We start from the raw sequence: 20,422 nt of genomic DNA, 5'->3' as shown, positions 1-20,422 counted from the left end.
GAGTTCCGCAGTAGAATCACGTCATGCCGATCGTTCCTGTCCGCGCAGCGATCTACCTCCGGGTGAGCCTCGACCAAACCGGCGAAGGGCTCGCTGTCGAGCGCCAGCGCGAGGACTGCGAGGCAATCGCCATGTCCAGGGGATGGACTGTCATCGAAACGTACACGGACAACAGCATCTCCGCGTACAACAAGGCCAAGAACCGGCCCGCCTATGACCAGATGGTCGAGGACTACAAGGCCGGCCGGTTCAACGCCCTGATTACCTGGGACCTCGACAGGCTTACGCGCCAACCTCGCCAGCTCGAGGACTGGATCGATGCCGCTGAAACGCAAGGGCTTCGGCTCGTTACCGCCAACGGCGAGGCTGACCTGCAAACCGACGGCGGCCGGATGTACGCCCGCATCAAGGCAGCGGTCGCACGGGCCGAGATGGAACGGAAGGGTGCGCGACAAAGCCGTGCCCAACGACAGCGTGCCGCCAAGGGCCGACCTCCCCGGGGCGTCCGCGCCACTGGGTACACCCTCGACGGCGAGCTGGTACCGGACGAGTCCGAAGCGGTCCGGGCGGTGTATCAAGCCTTTGCAAATGGATCATCGCTGAAAGCAATAGCCGCTGCACTATCCGGCGCCGAGCCGACCGTTCGTGCAGTGGGTGACAGAACGATGATCCAGGATCTTCCAAAGTCTGTGCCGCAGCTGCCAACACGTAGCGGCCGACCATGGAATCCAACATCTGTCATCTCGATACTCCGAAACCCGCGGTACGCAGGCTGGAGCATGCTCGATGGGGAAATAGTTCGTGACGAGACCGGGGCACCGGTGCGCGGCATGTGGGAAGCCATAGTGCCGGACGGGGTCTGGCTGGATGTGCAACGCAGACTGGACGACCCGCGGCGAAAGTCCAATCGAGCCGGTACCGAACGCAAACACCTTGGGTCCGGCCTCTACCTCTGCGGTATCTGTGACTCGCCCGTCCGAGCGCACGGACCCCGATACCGCTGCGCAGGGCACATCATGCGAGTTCGAAGCATGGTCGACAGCTTCGTGTTGCAGTTCGTTGAACGGAGACTCGCCCAGCCGGACCTCGCTGATCTACTCATCCAGCAGGACGACGACCGGGTCGAAACGCTTGTCCGAGCAGAACAGACAGAACGTGATCGACTCAAACGAGCACGCGCCGACTATAAGGCGGAGCTGATCGACGGCGGGTTGTTTGCCGAAATCAAACAAGAGACCGAAGACAACATCGCAGCACTGGAAACCGAGCGAATCGGCCTCACGGCTGGCACAGCTGCATCCGCGATCCTGCGCGCTCCTTCGCCAGTCGATGCCTTCAACGAGGCAGACCTCGCCGCCCGCCGCGCGGTGATCGAGCTCTTGTGCGAGGTTCGCTTGTATTCGGCACCGCGCGGGCGGAAGACGTTTGATCTTGATTCCGTTCGCATCAGCCCGAAGTAAGAGCCCGACGACCTTGAGGTATCCGGCAGGTCACTCCCTGCACGTTCGGCGCTTTGCATCCGCTAAGAAGTCGCCGAGCGGCACCCGGCGTAATCCCCGCCTTGGAGCGGCATCACCGGACGGTTCCAGACCTATGCGTCGAGCCCGCCGACGCCGCGACTAGACTCCTCACGCACCTCTTCACCAACCGGCTGTGGACCGGCTCGGCAGGGATGAGCGCAGCCGCGAGCGTAAAGTGCGTGCATGCTGAGGGTTCAGGTGGAAGCTCGGGTTATCGACATCGTCAATCATGTGGCAAGCGGAGGGCAAGTGGAGGATGACTATGTCGAGGCTAAATCCGAATGGCTTCCACCCGAAAGAGCTGCACGAAAGATCGCGGGAATGGCCAATGCGGCACGAGGCGAGCCCATCCTCTGGATAATTGGATTGGATGAGCGGGCGAAACGCGTAGTTGAAGTAGATGGCACTGATCCAGCCAATTGGTGGGCTCAAGCTCAAAGCGTTTTCGCCCACGAAACTACGCCAGATCTCAGCGTGATTAGTATCACCACTGATCATGGACGTGTCATCTGTCTCTACTTCGAGACCGATCGAGCGCCTTACTTGGTTAGGACTGGAAGCACCGGAATCGCGACTACAGAAGTGCCCTGGCGCTCAGGCACTCGCACTCGCACTGCAACACGAAGTGAACTACTCTCAATCCTGCGAACATCCGCCTCGGTGCCACGATTGGAAATTATCCAACCTACGGTTATATATTTTAGCAACGATACCGTCCAACTTTCAGGCGAGAAGAAGACAGTTAGAAGACTCAGTTTCGAAAGTCAGGTGTTTTTCGACGCGGATACCAGGAGTAGAATTCTACTGCCTAGACATAAATGGTCTTGCTTCCTCAGGACAAGTTTGGGTCAAGAATTCAAAATACAACCGGAGGTAACCCACTTTTCCGGCCCATCCGATTCGAATGGATTCGGTGTAGAAGTCAGAAAAGCTGGCATCTTCGTTTCAGGCCCTGACGTAATAAACATCACCGGCAATACGCATGTTTCCGATGACATTTTTGAAGAAGTCGCTCAATCCGCCTGGACGGAGATTGATATCCAATTCCCAACCTCTGACTCGGTTCGGAGAGCGAAAGCTAATTATCGCATATTCGAACCCAGAATGGAAGATGTATCAGTCGAAAAGGGTGTCCATCGGGTGGTATGGGGAGAGAACCGCAACAGGGCATTCTTGTTGGGATAGGCGGATATCAGCACAACTGGCGTATAGTCCGCGCAACCCTTCGGCCGCGTTGCCGGGCTGCACCGCGACCTGCTTTGCGTTCCTACCTTGCCGATTAAGAGTACCGAAGGTGTTCTGTACAGTTGTCTTGCCCGCCTCTCAAATGCGGAGAGGACAGCCCGGAGACGAACTACGCCTTCCCAGTCGGCGAGGCATCCGCACCGACAAATACCCCGCTGTCGATCGCTACCACTGATCGCTTCTCTGGTAGACATTCGACACGACGTTACTGTTGTCATGCGCTAGATCGCAGGGTGCTCGACACGCATGGTAGGCGGGAAACAGTTAGGGACCATACACCCAGGACGACACGAATCTCGGTTTTCTTCGGCGCAGCACGCGGCGAGATGACTGAGAAGTCTTCAGGAAGAAACCGACACCTGCTCGATGAAGATCCCTCCAAGCAGCCTGACCATCCCACTTGTTCGGCCTACACCAACCATTGTGCCGGTACTCGTAGGCCATGAGCCAGTCGTTGGAGCTGAGCGCACCGCTTCGCTCCGCTCGTTTCACTGCGGATTCGAAAGAAACGTCGCGCTCCAGACGCGGAGATTTTTCGCAAAGGTCTCGAAGGAGTATGAGTGAGCAATTATCGTCCATGTGCGAGACTGCACGCGCGGAGTGCGAATCCAGGTCGAGGGCAAGCGAACGGATAATGTATAATATCCAGCAAGTCTCGAACCCATGACCAAGTTTTGCATGATCCACAATTAGTTCATTCAGGATTTCCGAAACTCGCGTTTTGTCTACGAGCAACCCATGCCTATATGCGAACTCAAGGACAGCGTATGCATGTGGGAGCGTACTGGGTTCTACTCCAACTGAAGCTAGGACCAAATCGCGATATACCGGCCAGCTATCCACGCCTGCGGGAAACGGATCGCACCGTTTGATAGCATAACTCAAAATACCCTGAGTCGGATGTCGTGCCCTCTCCTCGAAAGCAACATCGAACATGTCGATTACATCACCGGTAAGATTATAATCTCTATCATCCCTGTACTGGTGGGCTCTAAGCTTCCGAACCCATGAAGCCTCAACGGGCATGAGGCCATCCACGATGGACACTTTAACAGGATTGATGGCGAGTTCGTACTCAAGCAGTAACATCTGATAGGTAGCGAGTATTTCCTCGGCTTCACCGATAGATGACGCGTAGACGGTCATGTCATCGCCAAATCGAGCGGTGCGACGAACGGCAGCGGGAAACTTACCTGCGAGCGCTGCATCAATTCGCGCAAGGACGACCTCGGCAACTAACCAAGAGGTGTCGGGACCAACCGATAGACCGATCGTTTGTCCCCCCCGGGAATTACGGAGAAGTCTGTCCAGGTTCGGCCCCAGACCTTTGCCCTTAAGGTTCTTCTTCGCCTGTAGCTTTCCGCGTATACTCCAATCCACAGCATGAGTATAAATCGACGGATAGAATTGACTGATATCCGTCTTTAGCGTCACGCGACCACCCGGCATTCTTGCGATGAGTTCGCGCCCCCATCTTTCCATTGGCGTACGGTATCGCAGGGACCGATCCGTCCCTCCTCGCAAGGGGCGACTCAAGGAAATCTGGCTCCGCCCTGTTATACGCCGAAGAGTCTCCCAGTTTGCGGCACACTCAGCGGCGATGAAGAATTGACTGAAGGGATTTGGTATTTCCACAGACCTCCGGACACCGCCTGCACGAGAGATACTGAACCGCACAGGATAAACCCAATCTCTATCCGGTGGTTTGGTAATAGAACTTATTTTCTTCGCGAACTTTTCTGACGAGAAGCAAGGTGGCAGCTCCTTCGGAAGATAGCCCTTTTCGAGTGCGCTGACAGTGTCCACTCGGATACAGTAGTCGAAACTTCACCAAATCTTCGAATAATGTTGCATCGGTGGGCGATTGGCGCAACCGGTTGAGCTGGTGTGGCGTAGAACAGCATCTACCCGCCACGCCGAACGACACCATTCGCATCAACGCTATGGATCGCCCCTGACCGAAATTTCTGCTGCACAGGACGTATCCGCAGATCAACACGCATCAGACGCTGATGACGTGCGGCGTTTCCGTAGCAGAACTTGACGCTGGCGACCATGCCCGCAGACAACGGCTCTCGTTTGATCCGAAGGGATCAACCCGCTGGGGCATCCGCCCTGGCCCCCTCTTGTGGTCCATTCCCCGCACGGCAACGTACTGCACGCGCGTCACGCCACCGGCCCGTCGGCGAACTCGCTCGCCCTGTACCGCCGCCCGCGCTCTCGACTCCCGTCCCGCACTGAGCGCGCCCTGTCGCGCGAACACGCCACCGTAGGTGGCGCAGCCCTAGACGCAACTTCCGCACCTGACGCAACCACCCACCCAGACTTCTTTGTGGTCCTCCCTTCATTGTGGTCCCTCTCCCTTTCCTCCCCAATGTTTGGTGTTGGCTCCCTCCCCACCCGGCCGACACTCTCTATGAACAGCGAAGCCATAGAGAGTGTCGGCCGGGTGGGGAGGGAGACGACGCCAAACACCCCAGCTCAGCCCATGTTTTTCTTCTGCCCTGATCCGATTCTGATCGGACTCGGAGTCGTATCAAAATCGGATCAGGTCCGGATCAGGTCCGAATCAGATCCGGATCAGGTTTCGGCCCTTGAGACAACGAGGAGGCCCCACTGGCATCGCCAGTGGGGCCTGCTCGTATGCGGTTGTCGGTGCTGCTGCTCGGCTGGCTACGTGCCGCCGTTTTTGATGCTGGTGGCGATTTCGCCGTAGGCGCCGATGCCGAACCCGCCACGGTTGGGATAGGTGCGTTCGCCGAGCCGGAGGTCGAATCCGGCGGCGGTGAGCATCGCGGTCACCGCAGCGACGGCGTCGGCATCGCCGGACAGTCGGACGTTGACCACGCTGGTCACTGGCGGGCTCCTTCCTGGAGGTGTTCCTGGGCCGCGGTGAGGGTGCGGGTCACCGAGGACGAGCTGAGGCTGACGTGTCCGGCGATGCGCGCGTGCGACCAGTTCTGTTCGTGACGCAGGCGCAGGATCTCGGTCACCTTCTCCGGGTCACGCCGCCCGGACGGGTCAGCGCTGCACAGTAACTCGGCCACCTGCGCCCACCGGTCGACCTCCGCACCGTGTGCCGGTGTGTGGTGCGGAGGGGATTCGATCGCGGGCTGTTCGGCGGTGCGCAGCTCCGGGTGCGCCTGTTGCGCGGTGAGTTCGGTCGAGGTCGACCGGGTCTCGGTGTGGATCTCACGCACCGACACGGTGCGTACCGGCTCGGGCCGGTGCGCTGGTTCGGGCTCGGTGCGCACCGTCGGTTCGGTGCTGGTGTGGTCGGTGCGTGCGAGCACGAGCAGGGCGACGGTGGCCTGTCCGATGGCGCCGTCGATGATGAGCGGGAACAGCCATGCCAGGTGTTCGCTCATCCCGACCTGAATCGACAGCTCCCGCAGGGCGTCGAACGACAGCCGGAACGCGCCCACCGCGATGGCGGCGGTAAGTGCGACAACAGCCCAGTAGGCCAGGCGTGCCTTGTTCTGGGCGCGGACCAGCAGTCCGACGCCGTGGGTTGCTGCGAGCAACGCGATCGGCGGGAAACTGGCGACGAACGCCGCGACCGGCTGCTTGCCGTCCGGTGCGTTGATCCATGCGTGAACGAGGTTGCCCGCGATCGACATCGCCGCGACCAACAGCAATTCACCCCAGAAGAACCGGATCGCCGACACCTGCTCGCGGGTCCGTGCACCGGCCTGTGCATCGTCTGGTGCGCTGCGGTGCGCAGCAGGATCGCTGCTGCGCACCGCGTCCGCACCGGAGCTGAGTCCGGTCACGGCTCACGCACCCTTGCTCGCGGCGGCGGGGGTGTAGACGGCGGTGAACAGCCGCGCCCGCGAGTACTCGGGGTCGGGTCCGGTGTAGGTGACCGACAGGGTCGCACCGATCTCGAAGTCCTCACTGCCGGCGTTCTCCAGCGCCAGTCCGATGGCCTGTTCCATGCGCCAGGACACGTACAGGTTGCGCGGTCCGGCGCCGGTGTCGAGGGTGACGACGGTCTGCATGACCGGCTGGCCGTCTTCGTCGAGTTTGACCTCGCCGGGTGCGCCGCCGAACTTCAGCTTGGGTTCCTCGACGGCGGCGACGATGCGGCCGTAGACGGTGGTTCCGGGCTTGCTGGTCTTGGTGAACGCCGACGCGGGGCGGGCGGCACGGCGGAAACGCTGTCCGAAGGTGTTGCTGCTCATGGTGAATGGGTCCTTCCTGTTGCGGTGTTCAGCGGATCCGGGCACGGTCGGCCCGGTCGCGGCTGGTCGGTGTGGTGTGCAGGTCATGGATGCTGCGCTGGGATCGGGGTCGGTCGAGGTAGGCGACCGGTTCCAGCTCATCGAGGTCGTGTCCGGCGTCGAGGTGGTCGCAGAGGTCCTTGCCGTCGCGGGCCTGCATCACCCGGACTTCGCCGACGCGCTCGGCGAGGGATTCGGCGACCTGGGCGGCGTGGCGGTAGCCGGGCCGGTCGCGGTCGGCGACCACGATCACCCGGCCAGCGCCACGCAGCCAGCGCGCGTGGTCGTCGGTCCACTTCCCCGCGCCCATCGCGTTGCACGTCGCCAGCTGCCCGGCCTGGCGGGCTCGTTGCACGTCCTTCTCGCCCTCGCACACGTACAACTCGCGCCCAGTGTCGAGCGCTTCGCGCACGTCGGCGAGCTGCCACGGCAGCGGAGCGAAACCGGTGTTCACCCACTCGGTTCCGGTCCATCGCCGTTGGTAGAAGCTCTTGGCGTGCCCGTGCTCGTGCGGGGTGTGCAGCCGCACCACCGCGCCTTCGACGCGACCGTTGGGCCACCGGTAGACGTAGGTGTCCACCGCCTCGGGCTCCCCGATCTGGGCACCCAGATCCCGCTTGGCGGGTAGCGGGAACCGGGCCGCCAGAATGGCTTTCTCGACCGGGGAAGCCACGTTCACCGGGCGGGCGGGCCGCCCGCCGACCGCGTAGGGCCGACGAGCGGAACTCTGCTGGTTGGTGCGCTCCGGCAGCCGATCCCACAGATCGCGCACCCGCAACCCGATGCGGTCGAGCACGTCCTGGTCGTCGCAGCGGGCCCAGCAGCGCACCATCGTCTTGCCCTGCCGCGGGTCATACCGCACACCCAGGCTGGGGTTGTGGTGGTGACCGTCGCCCTCATGCACCGGGCACAGGTAGTTCGTCCACTGCTGCGGCTCGCGTGGCCACTTGGCCGGACCTACGCGGCGGATCAACGCCGCGGTGACGACATCGTACGAACGGCCCTGCTGCGGTGTCGGTTTGGTCATCGTCACCGGCCCCGCTCGATCTCGGGCCGCTCGGCGGCGGTGAGGATGCGGGCCTGCTCGATACTGCGCCGCTGCACCTCGTCCAACGAATCCGCGCCTGGCAACGACAGCATCCGCCGCACGGCCCTGGGCGAGCGCGACCACAGGTCGTGCACGTCGTTGAGGTACTTCCACTCCCCCGGATGCGGCCCGTTGCGCCACGCGTGGTCGAGGGCTTCTTGCTGGGTGTAGAGGCTGTGGATCTCTGCCTCGCTGGCGCCCGGCCGGTCCCTCAGCCGCGACAGCCGGTCGACCTCGGCGAACGCTTCGCGCATCGCCTCTTCGTGCTCGATGTGCATGCTCACCGCCCCCGCTCGATCTGACGGCCGCCCGATCGGGGTGTGGACTGCCCGGATGTGGCGCGGTCGATGTAGCGGCGGGCGGCGTCGCGGACTTTCTCGCTATCTCGACCGGCCAGTTGCCCGGCCTGGCGCAGACTGCGGTGCTGGAGGCCGGTGACTCCTTCGCCTCCGTTGTGGTCGATGTTGTCGAGGAACCGGAACATGGTGTCGGGTGCCTGCCGCCAGTCCTCGTAGGCGTCGGTCAGGTAGCTCCAGTGCTCGGCGTGCGGCCCTTCGCTCCACCGCTGATCGGTCTCGCGAAGCTGGGCGGTGATCCGGTCGCGGTCGGCGTCGGTGGCGTCCGGCCGGTACATGTCCTCACCCAGCTGGGTGTAGCGGGCGAACTCGACGCGCATTGCTTCCTCGTGCTCGCGCTGCATGTCAACGGCTCCTCTCGATACCGTTGCGGCCGTTGCCGTTCCGCTTCGGCCGTGGCCAGGACTGGGTGTCCGGACCGGCCTGCTCGCGGCCGGCGCCGGTGAGGTCGCGCAGGTAGCTGGCGCGCTTGCCTACCGGCCCGGGCTCGCCGGTGTCGTTGCCCGGCTGTACCGAGTTGCGAAGCTCATCCAGGGTCGGGTTCGGTTGCTCCTGCTCTACGCCGTTGCCGTTGCCGTGCTGGCGGTTGCCGTAGCGCTCCTGATGAGCGCGGGCAGCCTCGCGCGCATGATCCAGCACATGCTCGACCAGGTCCCGCTCAGAGGCTTTGCGCCCGGCCTCGAAAACCGCAGTGGCGTCGGCGATCTCCTGAGACAGGCCACCGCCGAACCGATCCCGTCCCGCCTGCGGTCCAGGGCTGCCCAGCCGCTGGTCGGCCGGGGTCCGCTCGGACCGCGCGGCCTGGCGAGCCTGCTCGGCTCGGCGTTCGGGGCTGCCGAACCGCTCATGGGTCGGTGTGCGCTCGGCGAGCTTCGCCACCGCCTCGTCGCGTTCGCCACGCAGCTGGTCGCGCTCAGCGGTCAGCTGCTCGACACCCGGCCGGTCCCGCAATTCACCGATCTCCGCGGACAGGCGCAGGTTGCGGTTCTTCAGCGCCTCGATGTGTCCCTCGGCCGAATCGAGTTTGCGGCGGATCTCGTCGCGGTCGGCGGTGACCGAATCCAGGCCGCGTTGCAACATCCCGACCCGGCTTTCGAGCCGGTCCCGGTCGGCGGCCATGTCGTTCAACTGGCGCTCCACCTGCGCCAACCGGTCAACACCGGCGGTTTCGGGCGGGCGTTCACGGTCGGTGGTCCCACGCTGCCGCGGGGCCCGCTCGACCTGCTCGGCCTGCTCGCGGTGAACCTGCCCGGACAACGTCCGCTCCCGCAACACCGACTCGCGGTCGGCGAGCTGCCCGGCGACGGTCTCGGGGCGCCCGTAGTCGGCGTATTGCTTCGCGGCGTTGAGGGTGTCGCGGGTCTCGACCTCCAGGGTGGTGCCGTCCGCCCACGACGTGCCGCTGATGTTGCGCTGCAACCAGCTGGTGGCGGCGTGCTCGGTGGCGAACGAGCGGGATTCGGTGAGCTTCCCGCCGTCCGGGTCTGTCCACGTCATTCCCGCGGTGTAGCGGTGGCGGTGGGGTTGGGCGGCGTCGATCCGTGCGAGCAGCGACTCCTCGGCGTTGGCGCGGCGCGCGGCGTCCAGGCTTTGCTGCCAGCCCTGCTCACGCTCTGCCTGGGCGCGCTGGCGGGCGTTGACCGTCTCACGAGCGACGTGGGCGCGGTAGCGCAGTGCGTCGATGCCGCGGACCTTATGCGCTTTGGCGAAGAGGTTGCCGACCTTGAAGTGGGGGAAGATCGTCGCCGAGTCCAACCCGTCGAGGGCTATGCCCTGCTCGGTGCGGGTCAGGTGCTCGTTGCCGATGAAGCCGCGGGCCAGGCGGTTGCGGTGCTCGGCCAGGGCGTGAGCGTCGCGGGCGCGCCGGTCATGGTCCACGCGCGGGTCGTTCGCGCGCTCAGCGACGGTTTGGACGTGTACGCGGTAGCGGTCGATTGCCTGGCCGGTCCAGGTCAGCTGGTGCTTGCGCATCACCTCGGCTTCGCGGCGCTGCTCACGCAGCGTGCGGCTGATCTCCTTGCGGATCTTGCGGCGCTCCAGAAAGTTGCGGGCCTGGGCGTGCAGGCGGGTCAGTTCCGGCAGCGATCGCGCGAACTTGCGGGCTTCGGCGATCATCTCGTCTTCCGGGCTACGGTCGGTCATTGCGTGAATTCCTCTCGGTAGTAGATGTTTTCGGTGTTCAACGGGTCCGCTCGACGCGGTCGCGTCGGCGGTCGAGTTCGTCGGCGGCGGCGTCGGTGAGCTTGAGACGGGTCGCGTACCGGCCGCGGGCACGAGACAGCCAGATGTCGGCGGCGTCCAACTTCTCGTCCGCCATCGCCAGCGCGGTTTCCGCGCCGAGCGCGGCGTCGACGGGGTCGATCGGATCGCCGAGGTTGTCGACCGCCAACGCATCGGGGTGGCGGCGCAGGGCGGCGTACTCGCGCCGGATCTCGCTGACTTCGCGGCGCAGCTGGAACAGCCGGTCGTCGACGTTGTGCAGGCGCTCGTACAGATCAACCGGCGCGGTGCGGATCGCGTCATCGGGGATTCGGTTGGTGCTCAACGGTTTTCCTCCCTTGTGGTTGGCTACTGGGTGGGGGCGATCGTGGTGGTGCGGTTGTTCTCGTGCTGGGTGCGGGCGCGGTCGACGCGCTCGACCAGGGCGCGAAGCAGCCCGAAGATGGCGGTCGCGACGGCCGCGACGGCGTGGCTGATACCGGCGGTGACGGTGCCGATGGCCTGCGGCAGAGGCGGGCGGTGGGCGGCGTTCCACCACAGGTAGGCCACCCACGCGCCGCCGTAGACAGCCAGCGGACCGACCACCAGCGGCCCCTCACCCCATCCGACGGTCACTGCCGCGCCGACCACAACAGCGGAAGCTGCCGCGGTGCGCCGCGCGGTCTGCGCCCGTGACCGCGCCGGAACCGGCGCCACCACGGCGGCGGCCTGTGCCTCGGATTCGTCGTCGAGATCGGGAACGACGCTCAGCCCCGCCCGGCGCACCGGCCTGGTGTCGGCGGCGGGTCGTTCGGTCTGTGCAGGTGTCACAGTCGGGGCGGTGTCGAGGTCGGCGATACCCGCCAGCCAGTCCTCGACTTCGTCGGCGAACAGTTCGCCAGCGATCGCGGGATCGGTCGGTGTCGGGACGGGGTCGGGCCGCCGTTGGCCCTCGTTGTCGTCGTTGTCGTCGTGGGGTCGGATGATGCGCATGGGGTTGCCTTTCAATCGGTCGGAGAAATAGGGGGTCAGGCGGTCGCGTCGGCGGTGACGGGGTCGGCCTCGGGATCGGCGCTGGTGGTGCCGGGCAGGGGGCGCACGATGGCGAGGTCGACAGGCACGACGTGCCCGAACTGCGCGCGTCCGGCCTTGGCGTAGACGAACTGGCCGGTGTCGAACTGGCGGACACGGTCGGGATCGACCAGCCACTTCTCACCGACCGACACCTGACCCTCGTCGCCGGTGCGCTGGCCCTTGATCAGGTGCCGCGACGGCAGCATGTGCCGCACCGACCCGAAGTGCTTGCACAGCTCTCCGGCGTTCTCGACGTAGCCGAGCAGCACCCCACCCGCACACGACTTCAAGATCCGGTCCAGCGCCCACTGATCCCCGGCGACACCCTCGGGACTCTGGGCGGCGAACAGCACGCTCACGCCTTGGGAGCGGCCCCGCTCGCACACCTCTTCCAGCCCGATCGAGCCCTGGCCGGTGGTGAGCGCGCTCAGCTCGTCGATGATCAGGGTGACGCTGCGACGCTGGTCCTTGGCGGTGCGGGCCGCACGCTGCATCAACATCCGCAGGATGGCGGCGACCTGGGCGCGGGCGGCGTCCTTGTCCAGGCCCGGCACGGTCACATACAGCACGTCGAGGTCGTCGAGGTCGACGCCGCCGTCGAACACCATCCGCCCGTCCTCACCCTGGAGGCTGTCGAACAGGTTGGATGCCTTGATCAGCATGTCGGCGAGCTGGTCGACCTTCTCCGACTGGAGGGCTTCGACCATCCGCTTCACGTCCGGGGCGTTGCCCCACAGATCCAGCAGCTTCTCCGGATTCAGCCGCTCCAGAAACTCCCGGCTCGACCGGGGCGGCCCGGCCGGGGCGTCGACGACGAGGGAGACGATGCGGCGGCGCAGCTCGTCAAAGTGCTGGCCTTCCGACGTCGACGCCTGTCCGGCGTTGAGCATGTCGCCGAGCACGGCGCGCTGGTCGCGGGCACGCATCGCCCACACGTTCAGGCGGGCGCCGTGGGGAACTTCGGCGATGCGGTCGGCGGCGATGCCGCGGCGCTGGGCGATCTCGCGCAGCTCGTGGCCCAACACTTTGTCGTCGTTGCCGCCCTTGCAGGACACGACCACCAGCAGCGGGCGTGGGTGCTTGCCCCGCATGCCGGGCACGTCCTTCCACCACTGCCAGGCGTTCCACTCGTATTCGAGCATCCCGACCGCGTACCGCTTGATCAGCTCCGTCTTGCCCGAACCGGTTGTGCCGAACGCGGCCATCTGGCGGCGCGCTTCCTTGTGCGGCACCACCATCCACGCCTGATGCCGCGCGGTCAGCTCCGACCACAAACCGAGAGGGTGCGCCGAACGTCGGTCCGCCAGCGGCCCCAGCACGATCCCGTCCGTTGTGGTGAACGGCACACCAACCGACCGCGCCGCCCGAGCGGCCCCGGCGAACTGCCGTGCGGCCAGCGCCGCCTGCACCCGCTCGGTGCGGCCCAGGTTCTTCAACCCGACCGTGTTGGTCTTGTGCACGAACGACGCCCACCAGTACGTCGCCGCCAGCGCGGCCACCGGGGCACCAAGCACCACCATCGTGCGCAGCCCACCCAGGTCGCCGTCGGCGACCCGCGCCGCACCCGACCACAACAGGGAGGCGGGAGTGATCCACGATCCGCCGGCCATCGCCGAGGCCGCGGGCAGCAGCAACGACCCGATCGCGAAGTTGCGCAACCGGTGCGGCGCCAACGGCCACCGCGCCGCGACCGCGACGATCATGACCAGCATCGCCACGATCACGACACCGCACACCGTCGCGGTCGAGGCCGCGTCACCGACCGCGGACACATCCAGCGTCGGCAGATCCCAGCCTTCGACGTGACGGATCGGCGGCGCCTGCGGCACCAGCGGGCCACTACCGGCGCCCGGCTCCACCGGGGGCGCATCTGGCTGTCCGGTCAGGGGGACTTGTGCGCTGCCGTTGGGGTGGCAGTCCTCGGGAGTGATGATCGGCTGGCAGTTGCTCATGACGCTTCCTGAGTGAGGAGAAGGTTCGGGCGCCGGGTCTTGCGGGCGGCGCGGCCCTGGTTTCGGCGGGTGAGGAACTGGCTCCACTCCTCGTCGAAGTCACCGATCGCGAACAGCAGCTCGACGGCGGCGAGTTCGCGGGGAAGCCGCTGGTAGGCGGCATTGACGGTGTTGATGACACGCTGGGAACGGCACAGGTAGAGCAGGCCCATCACGGCCTCGTCCTCGCTGTCGCGTGCAGCGCGGATCGCGCCCGCAAGCGCGGTGTCCATGTGGACGCGGTCCTTGGCGCTCAGCTCGATCTCCAGCGCCCACCAGCCGTGCTGACCGCCGACCTCGCCGAGGAACCGCCCGTCATGCACGTGCGGGCGTCCCTTGCGCGGGGTCCGGCTGTCGCTGAACACCACGTGCCCGGACTTCGATTCCGCGGCAGCGACTTCGGCGCGGCGGCGCAGCACGCGCTCCGACACCCACAGCTGCGGGTCTGAACCGACCAGCATCACCCGCGCCTGCGCGACGGCGCGGTAGTGGTTGGCGTACATCAGCGGCGGCTTCCAGTCCTTAGGCCGCCATCCCAGGTACCGCTCGGCCACCTCACGCCTCGGGTACACCCACGCCCGGCCGCGCTGCACTGCCAGCAGCGGATGCACCATCCGCCGCTTCAGCAAAGCGTCCGCGAGGTAGTAGGCGCTGCTGAGGCTGCTGAAGCTCATGAACTCGGCCAAGACATCGACCTGCATCCCGTGCATGTCGACCAGCGCGGCCAGCGCCGCATCCTGCTGAGCCGACAGGCCCTTACTGCCCTGCACGGCCAGCACCCGGCCCAACGACCCATACGGGATGCCGATCTCCTCGGCGACCTCCTGCTTCGTCAGCCCCTGCTCACGCAGCCGGGTCGCCTCACCCAGGCACGACTCGACCTGAGCCAGCGAAAGACCCAGCTGCTCGCCGATCTGCCGGTAGGACATGCCCTGATCACGCAGCCCGCCGACGATCTGGGCACGGTGGCGACGCTCCAGCGCGGTGTAGCGGTCGCCGCCCTTCCTCTTGTGGTTCATCGGGTTCGCTCCCTTCCCTGCCGTGAGTTGCGGCTGTGACCGACCGTGCGGCGGCGCTCAGCGATATCGGCGTGGGCCTGCGCGATGAACTCGCGCATCTCCGTCGCATCCACCCCTCGCCGCTCCGCGGCCATCGCCGAGCGCGTCCACCGCGCCAGCTGCAATGCCTCCAGCTGCGCCTCGCTTGAAATCCGTTTCGGCACTGCTGATTCCGCGTCGTACAGGTGCGCCTTCAGCGGCCCCCGCGACCCACCCCGAGCACGCAGCACCTGCGCCTCGTACTCACCGCCAGGGCTCTTGCCCTCCCGGGCGAGCTGGCGGCGAGCCCGCAGATGCTGCGGCGCCAAACCCCACGGCCATGTCGGGACACCGAACCGCTTGCCATCCGGATCGTGAAACCTGCTCATCGCGACCGCTCGATCCCGCGGGAACGCTCCCGCCGCGCACGGTCCCGATCAGCTGCGATCTGAGCGCGGATCTTCGCCGCCAACGCCGGATCGTGGCGGTAGTCGAGCAACCGGTCCCACACCGCAGTTCGCTCGGCGTGAACCTGCGCCTGATGCTCACCGACGTGCTGCGTCCTCGACATCTCGAAGTCGCTGTCGCGGTAGCCTTTCGCCTCCGACACGTCGGCAGCGGTGAACACCATGTCGGTCAGCACGTCATGAACGAGGTCCAACCGGGCTTTCTCCGCCTCCAACTCGGCACGCACGCGGCGACGGTCCGGCGCGCTCACCGCGCCACCTCCTCGGGCAGCTGCGAACGCGGCACACACGACCCCGCCGGTTCCGGGGGAATCCCTGCGTCGAGCGGGCGGCAGATGTTCGGCGACGGCTCGTAGTCCTGATGATCGATCCACGCCGCGGTGCAGCCGCCCATTCCGATGAGCAGCAGCACACCCAGCGCGGCCACCTGCACCATCGGCGGCAGCAGACCCAGCGGGGCGAACACCGCGCTCGTGCCGGTGAACTCCGGACCAGCCATCGAATGCAGCGGGTTGTGTCCGCCGCGGCGGTCGAAATGGGTGACCGTGTACCCCTGAACAGGCGGGTCCGACCTCCACTGAGTGCTCATCGCCGCACCCCCCAGCGGCGCCGTGCCTGCCAGAACCAGATCGCACCGGACACCATCAGGACGAAGCCCACAACCCCCGGCGCCGTCAGCACCGTGTAGCCCACCGCCACCGCGGCCAGGGTCAAGCCGAAGGAGCGCATCACGCCGCCCTCCGATCGGCGCTGCCGCCCAAGACGGCTGCCAGACGCGCACGCGCATCGGACGAGATAGGCGGCGCCGTGGCGACAATCTCGGCGACGTACTCCGCCAGGCGCTCGGCCTCGTTCGGCTGCTGGTCCGCAGCCTTCTTCGTGGCGCTCATGCCACGTCCTCCGGTACGGGCGCGAGCACCGGCTGAACCAGCGCCAGCAGCTCGGCGTGGTTGACTCGCAGCAAGTGGCCGTTGATCCGGAAGCCACGGAGGTGTCCTGCGGCGATCCAATTGCGGATCGTCTTCGCGTCGACGTCGACCAAGTTGGCCGCTGTCTTGAGGCTGATCAGTCGGCGGGCGTCGGACCCGCTGACATCACCGAACGTCTTGTGCGACACGGTCGATCACTCCTTCGAGAAGTAAGGGAAATGCGTTGCAATTCCTCACTTTTCGGGAAATCGACAGACGTAATCAGTAGCTGGCGACCACAGGGGTGGACGTCGAGAGAACGTCTCCTGTACAGTGAAGACGTCCCTAGTCGTCCCAAGGGGGTTACGATGCCGAACGACAGGCTCCGAGAAGCACTGCTACGCAATGGCTTGGATTTCGCCGAAGTGGCGGAAGCGACCGGCGTCGACGAGAAGACCGTCGAACGATGGATCACGAAGGGCCGCATACCCTATCCCCGCCACCGCCATAAGGTCGCGTCGATGGTGCGCGAAACGGAGAACTACCTATGGCCGGATGCGCTGCCCGCGGAGCGCCGGATCGAGATGGCACAGTCAGAATTGATCCAGGTGTATCCGCACCGGAACTCGATCCCCCTCGACGTGTGGACACGCCTGCTCGCACAAGCGACAGAACGAGTCGACGTGCTCGTTCTGGCAGGCCTGTTCCTCGCGGAAGAACCATCCTTCGCTAGGACGATCAGGCAGAAGACCCGCGACGGCCTGAAAGTACGCATGCTGTTCGGTGATCCCGATGAGGACGAAGCGACTAAGCGAAGCGCCGAAGAACGGCTGGCCGCCGGAACCGTGCCAGCGAGGATTCGCAATGCCCTGGCCCTCATCGAACCGCTGTCGGCGATTGACGGTGTCGAAATCCGCTACCACCGAACCACGCTCTACAACTCGATTTTCAGGTTCGACAACGAGATGATCGTCAACATGCACGTGTACGGGCAGCCGGGCGCGTACGCGCCGGCAATGCACCTCAAGCTGTTGCCGGCCGCCGACCTTTTCGAGACGTACACGACCAGCTTCGAGCAGGTCTGGAGTGAGAGTTACGACGCCGATCCCAGGCGGTCGGCGTGACTCGAACCGACTACTTCCACGATCCGGATGCACCATCACCGAACAGCATCAAAGTGGCCGTGAGCGCCCTAGTCCAGGACGACGAGGGACGCATATTGCTCATCCGTCGGACCGACAATGGCAAGCACTCGATCCCCGGCGGCGGCCTCGAAGCGGGCGAGACCGTCACACAGGCCGTCGTACGCGAAGTTCGCGAGGAGACCGGAATCGAGGTTGCGGTCGTCCAGCTCGTCGGCGTCTTCTCCGACCCCGGTCACGTCATCGCGTACGAGGACGGCGAGGTTCGGCAGGAATTCTCCATCTGCTTCCGCGCCAAACCCACCGGCGGCACACTTCGCCCGAGTGACGAGTCATCAGAGGTTGAGTGGGTGACGCCCAACGAACTAATCCAGCGCGACATCCATCCGTCGATCCAGCTCAGAATTCGCAAGGCCCTCGACGACGCAACACAGCCCTACTTCACGTGAGCTGCTACCGCAAACCCATTCGAACCTCGGTGCGATCGGCAGCGGAGAGCAGAAGCGGCGCGGCTTCCGCGACAGACTGAGACACAACGTGATCAAGGCCGTACCGCTCCTGGACTTCGGCGATCCGCTCACGAACATCGGTGATCTCACCTGTCGGCGTTGTGGTCATGTCTGCCCACCAAAGCGCGTCCCTCAGGGCGGTTTCCTCATCGTCCCATTCGATGGTCAGTCCGCGACGCCGAGCCTCGACGCACGCACATGAATGGTTCGCGACCAGGGCACACAACCGATCACTTGCACCCTGATCACGAAGGAACTCGGCACCGTCAACAGGGTGAAAGCCGATGCGGGCAACTTCGGGCGCGTAGCCGATGTCGTGCAGCCATGCCGCCACAAGAAGTAGATCCGGATCGTCAGCAACTGGCGCAGCGAGAGCTGCTTGGCGAACCACTCCCGCGACATGGTCGAGTCGTCGCGGGAGCGGCGCCAGATAGTGCCTAGCCAACCGCTCGGCCCATGCTGCGGAGTCCTCGACCTTCATACTTCGAACCTAGCGAGTCCGAGCACGCGCCGAGGTCTCACCCCCAACGCTGCTTGTAGAATCATTCTTCTTCGCCTTCATTCTGGTCGTCATCCGGAAGAGAGCTGTACAGATCTTCCATCGTGGGCAATCGGTCAACAAAGCCGGTACCATCGTCGCCGCTAACTGCGCTCTCAAGCTCCGGGTGTTGTCCAAGATCCAGATATTTACCTAACGCAGCAATCCTAAGTCGACGACTTCCGAGATCGCTCGAATTGCGAACACCACGAGCATAATGCCGCGCAAGTGCCCAAAGTTCGCTCGGCAGGGAAGGCAACGTTAGATTATCGGGGTCCCTAAGCAATTGGGTAACCGCATCAGAAAACACCTCTAGACGCTGAGAAAGGCGCTTCCTGCCATCCCGATCAAGCGGAAGCGCGTCCACCGCGCTTGCTAAAACTATGAACAAGGAGTAGAAGTCGACTTTTCTCGACCATCGGAGCCTGTTGGGCCATTCGATTACGGCCGAGAGTTCTTCCAGTACTTTTTCAAAAATAAGTTCGGCCAACTCGCGGTCGGGGAACTCGGCCTCGAAGGACTCGAAAAACTTGTCGAGATTGGATTTCTTATTCTGTGGCCCATATATCGATCCTACAACCAACTCGCTAACATACTCTATATCGAGCATTCGCCGGATATCATTTGAAGTGAAGAGGCCTGAAGTAACCCAGAATCGATGCTTTGCCATCTCTGAGACGCATGTTATGAACTCACCCCAGTAGGTTGCCTGACGCAACTCCTGTTTGTTCAGTACAACATTATTCCTGTTTAGCCTAGCGAATATATCTCTGATCTCCTCCTGTGGCATTTCAGGCAGAGTTCGCACTAGGAACTTGTAACCCCATATCAGCTTCTTGTGATCAGGATTAAGTTGATCGAATTTCAATCCATACAGCGAAGGGTTTACGTTTTCTCCTTCTAAAGCAAACTTCCCGTCGATAAATTCGAGACACGCTCGAATTCGCTGCTGCCCGTCAACCACTACGACATGCTGCCCCCCGTCTTCCTTGATATTGAACTGTAGGTACAACTCAGGCACCGGGTAGCCCCGGAGGATAGTGTCTATCAGATACGACTTCTGATGCTGATGCCACACTGGGTTTCTCTGGAATGGCGGGCTTAGTTCAATTTCATTGCTGGTCGCCCGCTGCCAAAACCAGTTAACAGTCTGAGACGTGAACTCCAGGAACTTTTGATCCACCGTCGCCCCCTTACTAGGGATGATTAGCCACCGACTGAATTACTTAAGTTGAACTCAGGAGATTAAGCTGAGCATTCTTGACACTTTTTATCTGATAGGAACGCAATGATTCAAAGTCTCGATATATTCGAGCATTTATGACCCTTCCGTGCATCGGACTTCGGTTCGCAGCCTTTGCGAACGCTGCAGTCCACTGGGGGGAAAAGTCGAGCTTCGACAGTATTCGATCCGCGGCTATGGTTCCATCAAAAATAAGGTTCTTTCGATGCCACTTCAAAGCGTCCTTTACGTCGGCGGCTTCTATACTTTCCACATCCCCAAGGGATCGAAGCCAGCGCCATGCGATATCGAAATGGTGAGAACTGACAACTGCGACGTCTATATCCGAACCGCTATGAAATTGCGCCAGTGATTTATAGGGCGACAAACTGAAGCCGAGAGCTGCACTTCCCACAATAATTATCGAATACGGATCCACAGTCAGCTCCGCCGCAAGCGAACCTTTCCAAGCGACATATGATTTTCTATCCCCAAAGACCCAAGGGACCCTATCTAGAATGTGGTGACTAACAAAATCTTCCGCCGACATCGTTGCAAGATCACTCCGCGAAGCACTAACAACGGCCGATGTCATCCCAACCCCTATAACAAATTGAGTCGCCACATACAAAGCGGTCGAATATGCGACTGCTATGGAATCTGGTTCAAGTGCGCCGACAACATTACCACTATCCTGACCTACGCAAGCGGCAGATATGCAGAACAGTTGCAACGCCGAGATCCGACCCGGAGTGTCGAATTTACGATATAGCCATCGGGCGCCACAGATTCTTACCGGAATGAGGGGTTCACCGACACGAAAACTTCGGGTACACGGCAGCTCAGGCCCCCCGGCACCCTGAGCTACTTCTTCGCAGACGCTAATCCGCTACGGAACTCGACC

At 63.5% G+C, this 20,422-nt stretch carries 24 protein-coding genes; 4 read left to right on the top strand and 20 right to left on the bottom strand.

Going from position 1 to position 20,422, the window contains the following annotated elements:
• Positions 1-23 precede the first annotated feature (23 nt).
• Positions 24-1,460: a recombinase family protein gene (locus NNI01S_RS32365; protein WP_063025273.1), complete on the top strand. Its 1,437-nt coding sequence runs from the start codon at positions 24-26 to the stop codon at positions 1,458-1,460.
• 243 nt (positions 1,461-1,703) lie between these two features.
• On the top strand, positions 1,704-2,705 hold the full coding sequence (locus NNI01S_RS35095) for a hypothetical protein (protein WP_157115152.1): 1,002 nt from the start codon (positions 1,704-1,706) through the stop codon (positions 2,703-2,705).
• 324 nt (positions 2,706-3,029) lie between these two features.
• Here the strand turns inward: NNI01S_RS35095 and NNI01S_RS35090 are convergent, their stop codons facing one another.
• The 18 genes from NNI01S_RS35090 to NNI01S_RS32290 form a co-directional block, all read right to left on the bottom strand.
• Positions 3,030-4,247, bottom strand: a complete 1,218-nt coding sequence (locus tag NNI01S_RS35090) for an RNA-directed DNA polymerase (RefSeq protein ID WP_157115151.1) — start codon at positions 4,245-4,247, stop codon at positions 3,030-3,032.
• 1,191 nt (positions 4,248-5,438) lie between these two features.
• Entirely contained in the window at positions 5,439-5,621 is a 183-nt protein-coding gene (locus NNI01S_RS32360; protein WP_063025271.1) for a hypothetical protein, read from the bottom strand.
• Positions 5,618-6,538, bottom strand: coding sequence for a DUF2637 domain-containing protein (locus NNI01S_RS32355; RefSeq protein ID WP_157115150.1), 921 nt, complete (start codon positions 6,536-6,538; stop codon positions 5,618-5,620). Before NNI01S_RS32355 ends, NNI01S_RS32360 begins: the two co-directional genes overlap by 4 nt.
• Positions 6,539-6,541: 3 nt before the next feature.
• Entirely contained in the window at positions 6,542-6,949 is a 408-nt protein-coding gene (locus tag NNI01S_RS32350; protein WP_157115149.1) for a hypothetical protein, read from the bottom strand.
• 28 nt (positions 6,950-6,977) lie between these two features.
• Positions 6,978-8,015, bottom strand: coding sequence for a toprim domain-containing protein (locus NNI01S_RS32345; RefSeq protein ID WP_063025265.1), 1,038 nt, complete (start codon positions 8,013-8,015; stop codon positions 6,978-6,980).
• Positions 8,016-8,017: 2 nt separating this feature from the next.
• Positions 8,018-8,359 (bottom strand): hypothetical protein, encoded by a 342-nt coding sequence (locus NNI01S_RS32340; protein WP_157115148.1) that lies wholly within the window; start codon positions 8,357-8,359, stop codon positions 8,018-8,020.
• Entirely contained in the window at positions 8,356-8,775 is a 420-nt protein-coding gene (locus NNI01S_RS32335; protein WP_063025261.1) for a hypothetical protein, read from the bottom strand. Before NNI01S_RS32335 ends, NNI01S_RS32340 begins: the two co-directional genes overlap by 4 nt.
• 1 nt (position 8,776) lies before the next feature.
• A complete protein-coding gene (locus NNI01S_RS32330) occupies positions 8,777-10,573 on the bottom strand; it encodes a hypothetical protein (protein ID WP_063025259.1) in 1,797 nt (598 codons plus the stop codon).
• Positions 10,574-10,610: 37 nt separating this feature from the next.
• Positions 10,611-10,976, bottom strand: a complete 366-nt coding sequence (locus NNI01S_RS32325; RefSeq protein WP_063025256.1) for a hypothetical protein — start codon at positions 10,974-10,976, stop codon at positions 10,611-10,613.
• 23 nt (positions 10,977-10,999) lie between these two features.
• Positions 11,000-11,623: a hypothetical protein gene (locus tag NNI01S_RS32320; RefSeq protein ID WP_063025254.1), complete on the bottom strand. Its 624-nt coding sequence runs from the start codon at positions 11,621-11,623 to the stop codon at positions 11,000-11,002.
• A gap of 35 nt (positions 11,624-11,658) precedes the next feature.
• Entirely contained in the window at positions 11,659-13,656 is a 1,998-nt protein-coding gene (locus NNI01S_RS32315) for a type IV secretory system conjugative DNA transfer family protein (RefSeq protein WP_157115147.1), read from the bottom strand.
• Complete coding sequence (locus NNI01S_RS32310; protein ID WP_063025250.1) at positions 13,653-14,714, bottom strand: hypothetical protein; 1,062 nt, start codon at positions 14,712-14,714, stop codon at positions 13,653-13,655. Before NNI01S_RS32310 ends, NNI01S_RS32315 begins: the two co-directional genes overlap by 4 nt.
• Positions 14,711-15,121 carry a hypothetical protein gene (locus tag NNI01S_RS32305; RefSeq protein ID WP_157115146.1) on the bottom strand — a complete coding sequence of 137 codons (411 nt, stop codon included), beginning with the start codon at positions 15,119-15,121 and terminating at the stop codon, positions 14,711-14,713. The genes NNI01S_RS32310 and NNI01S_RS32305 overlap by 4 nt, the downstream gene beginning before the upstream one ends.
• Positions 15,118-15,450 carry a hypothetical protein gene (locus NNI01S_RS32300; RefSeq protein WP_063025246.1) on the bottom strand — a complete coding sequence of 111 codons (333 nt, stop codon included), beginning with the start codon at positions 15,448-15,450 and terminating at the stop codon, positions 15,118-15,120. Before NNI01S_RS32300 ends, NNI01S_RS32305 begins: the two co-directional genes overlap by 4 nt.
• Complete coding sequence (locus NNI01S_RS32295; RefSeq protein WP_157115145.1) at positions 15,447-15,788, bottom strand: hypothetical protein; 342 nt, start codon at positions 15,786-15,788, stop codon at positions 15,447-15,449. Before NNI01S_RS32295 ends, NNI01S_RS32300 begins: the two co-directional genes overlap by 4 nt.
• A complete protein-coding gene (locus tag NNI01S_RS35085) occupies positions 15,785-15,931 on the bottom strand; it encodes a hypothetical protein (protein ID WP_157115144.1) in 147 nt (48 codons plus the stop codon). Before NNI01S_RS35085 ends, NNI01S_RS32295 begins: the two co-directional genes overlap by 4 nt.
• A complete protein-coding gene (locus NNI01S_RS35080) occupies positions 15,928-16,089 on the bottom strand; it encodes a hypothetical protein (RefSeq protein WP_157115143.1) in 162 nt (53 codons plus the stop codon). Before NNI01S_RS35080 ends, NNI01S_RS35085 begins: the two co-directional genes overlap by 4 nt.
• Positions 16,086-16,316, bottom strand: coding sequence for a helix-turn-helix domain-containing protein (locus tag NNI01S_RS32290; protein WP_063025242.1), 231 nt, complete (start codon positions 16,314-16,316; stop codon positions 16,086-16,088). The genes NNI01S_RS35080 and NNI01S_RS32290 overlap by 4 nt, the downstream gene beginning before the upstream one ends.
• 159 nt (positions 16,317-16,475) lie before the next feature.
• Here NNI01S_RS32290 and NNI01S_RS32285 point away from each other — a divergent pair, with 159 nt between their 5' ends.
• Both NNI01S_RS32285 and NNI01S_RS32280 read left to right on the top strand, forming a co-directional pair.
• Complete coding sequence (locus NNI01S_RS32285) at positions 16,476-17,231, top strand: helix-turn-helix transcriptional regulator (protein ID WP_063025240.1); 756 nt, start codon at positions 16,476-16,478, stop codon at positions 17,229-17,231.
• Positions 17,228-17,698 carry an NUDIX hydrolase gene (locus NNI01S_RS32280; protein ID WP_063025239.1) on the top strand — a complete coding sequence of 157 codons (471 nt, stop codon included), beginning with the start codon at positions 17,228-17,230 and terminating at the stop codon, positions 17,696-17,698. Before NNI01S_RS32285 ends, NNI01S_RS32280 begins: the two co-directional genes overlap by 4 nt.
• A gap of 4 nt (positions 17,699-17,702) precedes the next feature.
• Here the strand turns inward: NNI01S_RS32280 and NNI01S_RS34130 are convergent, their stop codons facing one another.
• Both NNI01S_RS34130 and NNI01S_RS34125 read right to left on the bottom strand, forming a co-directional pair.
• Positions 17,703-18,239, bottom strand: coding sequence for an HD domain-containing protein (locus tag NNI01S_RS34130; RefSeq protein WP_084489466.1), 537 nt, complete (start codon positions 18,237-18,239; stop codon positions 17,703-17,705).
• Between the two features lie 61 nt (positions 18,240-18,300).
• Complete coding sequence (locus tag NNI01S_RS34125) at positions 18,301-19,479, bottom strand: DUF262 domain-containing protein (protein ID WP_169813054.1); 1,179 nt, start codon at positions 19,477-19,479, stop codon at positions 18,301-18,303.
• Positions 19,480-20,422: the final 943 nt, after the last annotated feature.

It is taken from the genome of Nocardia niwae NBRC 108934 = DSM 45340, assembly GCF_001613465.1.
Lineage (GTDB): Bacteria > Actinomycetota > Actinomycetes > Mycobacteriales > Mycobacteriaceae > Nocardia > Nocardia niwae.
This window is presented reverse-complemented; position numbering and strand designations above follow the sequence as displayed.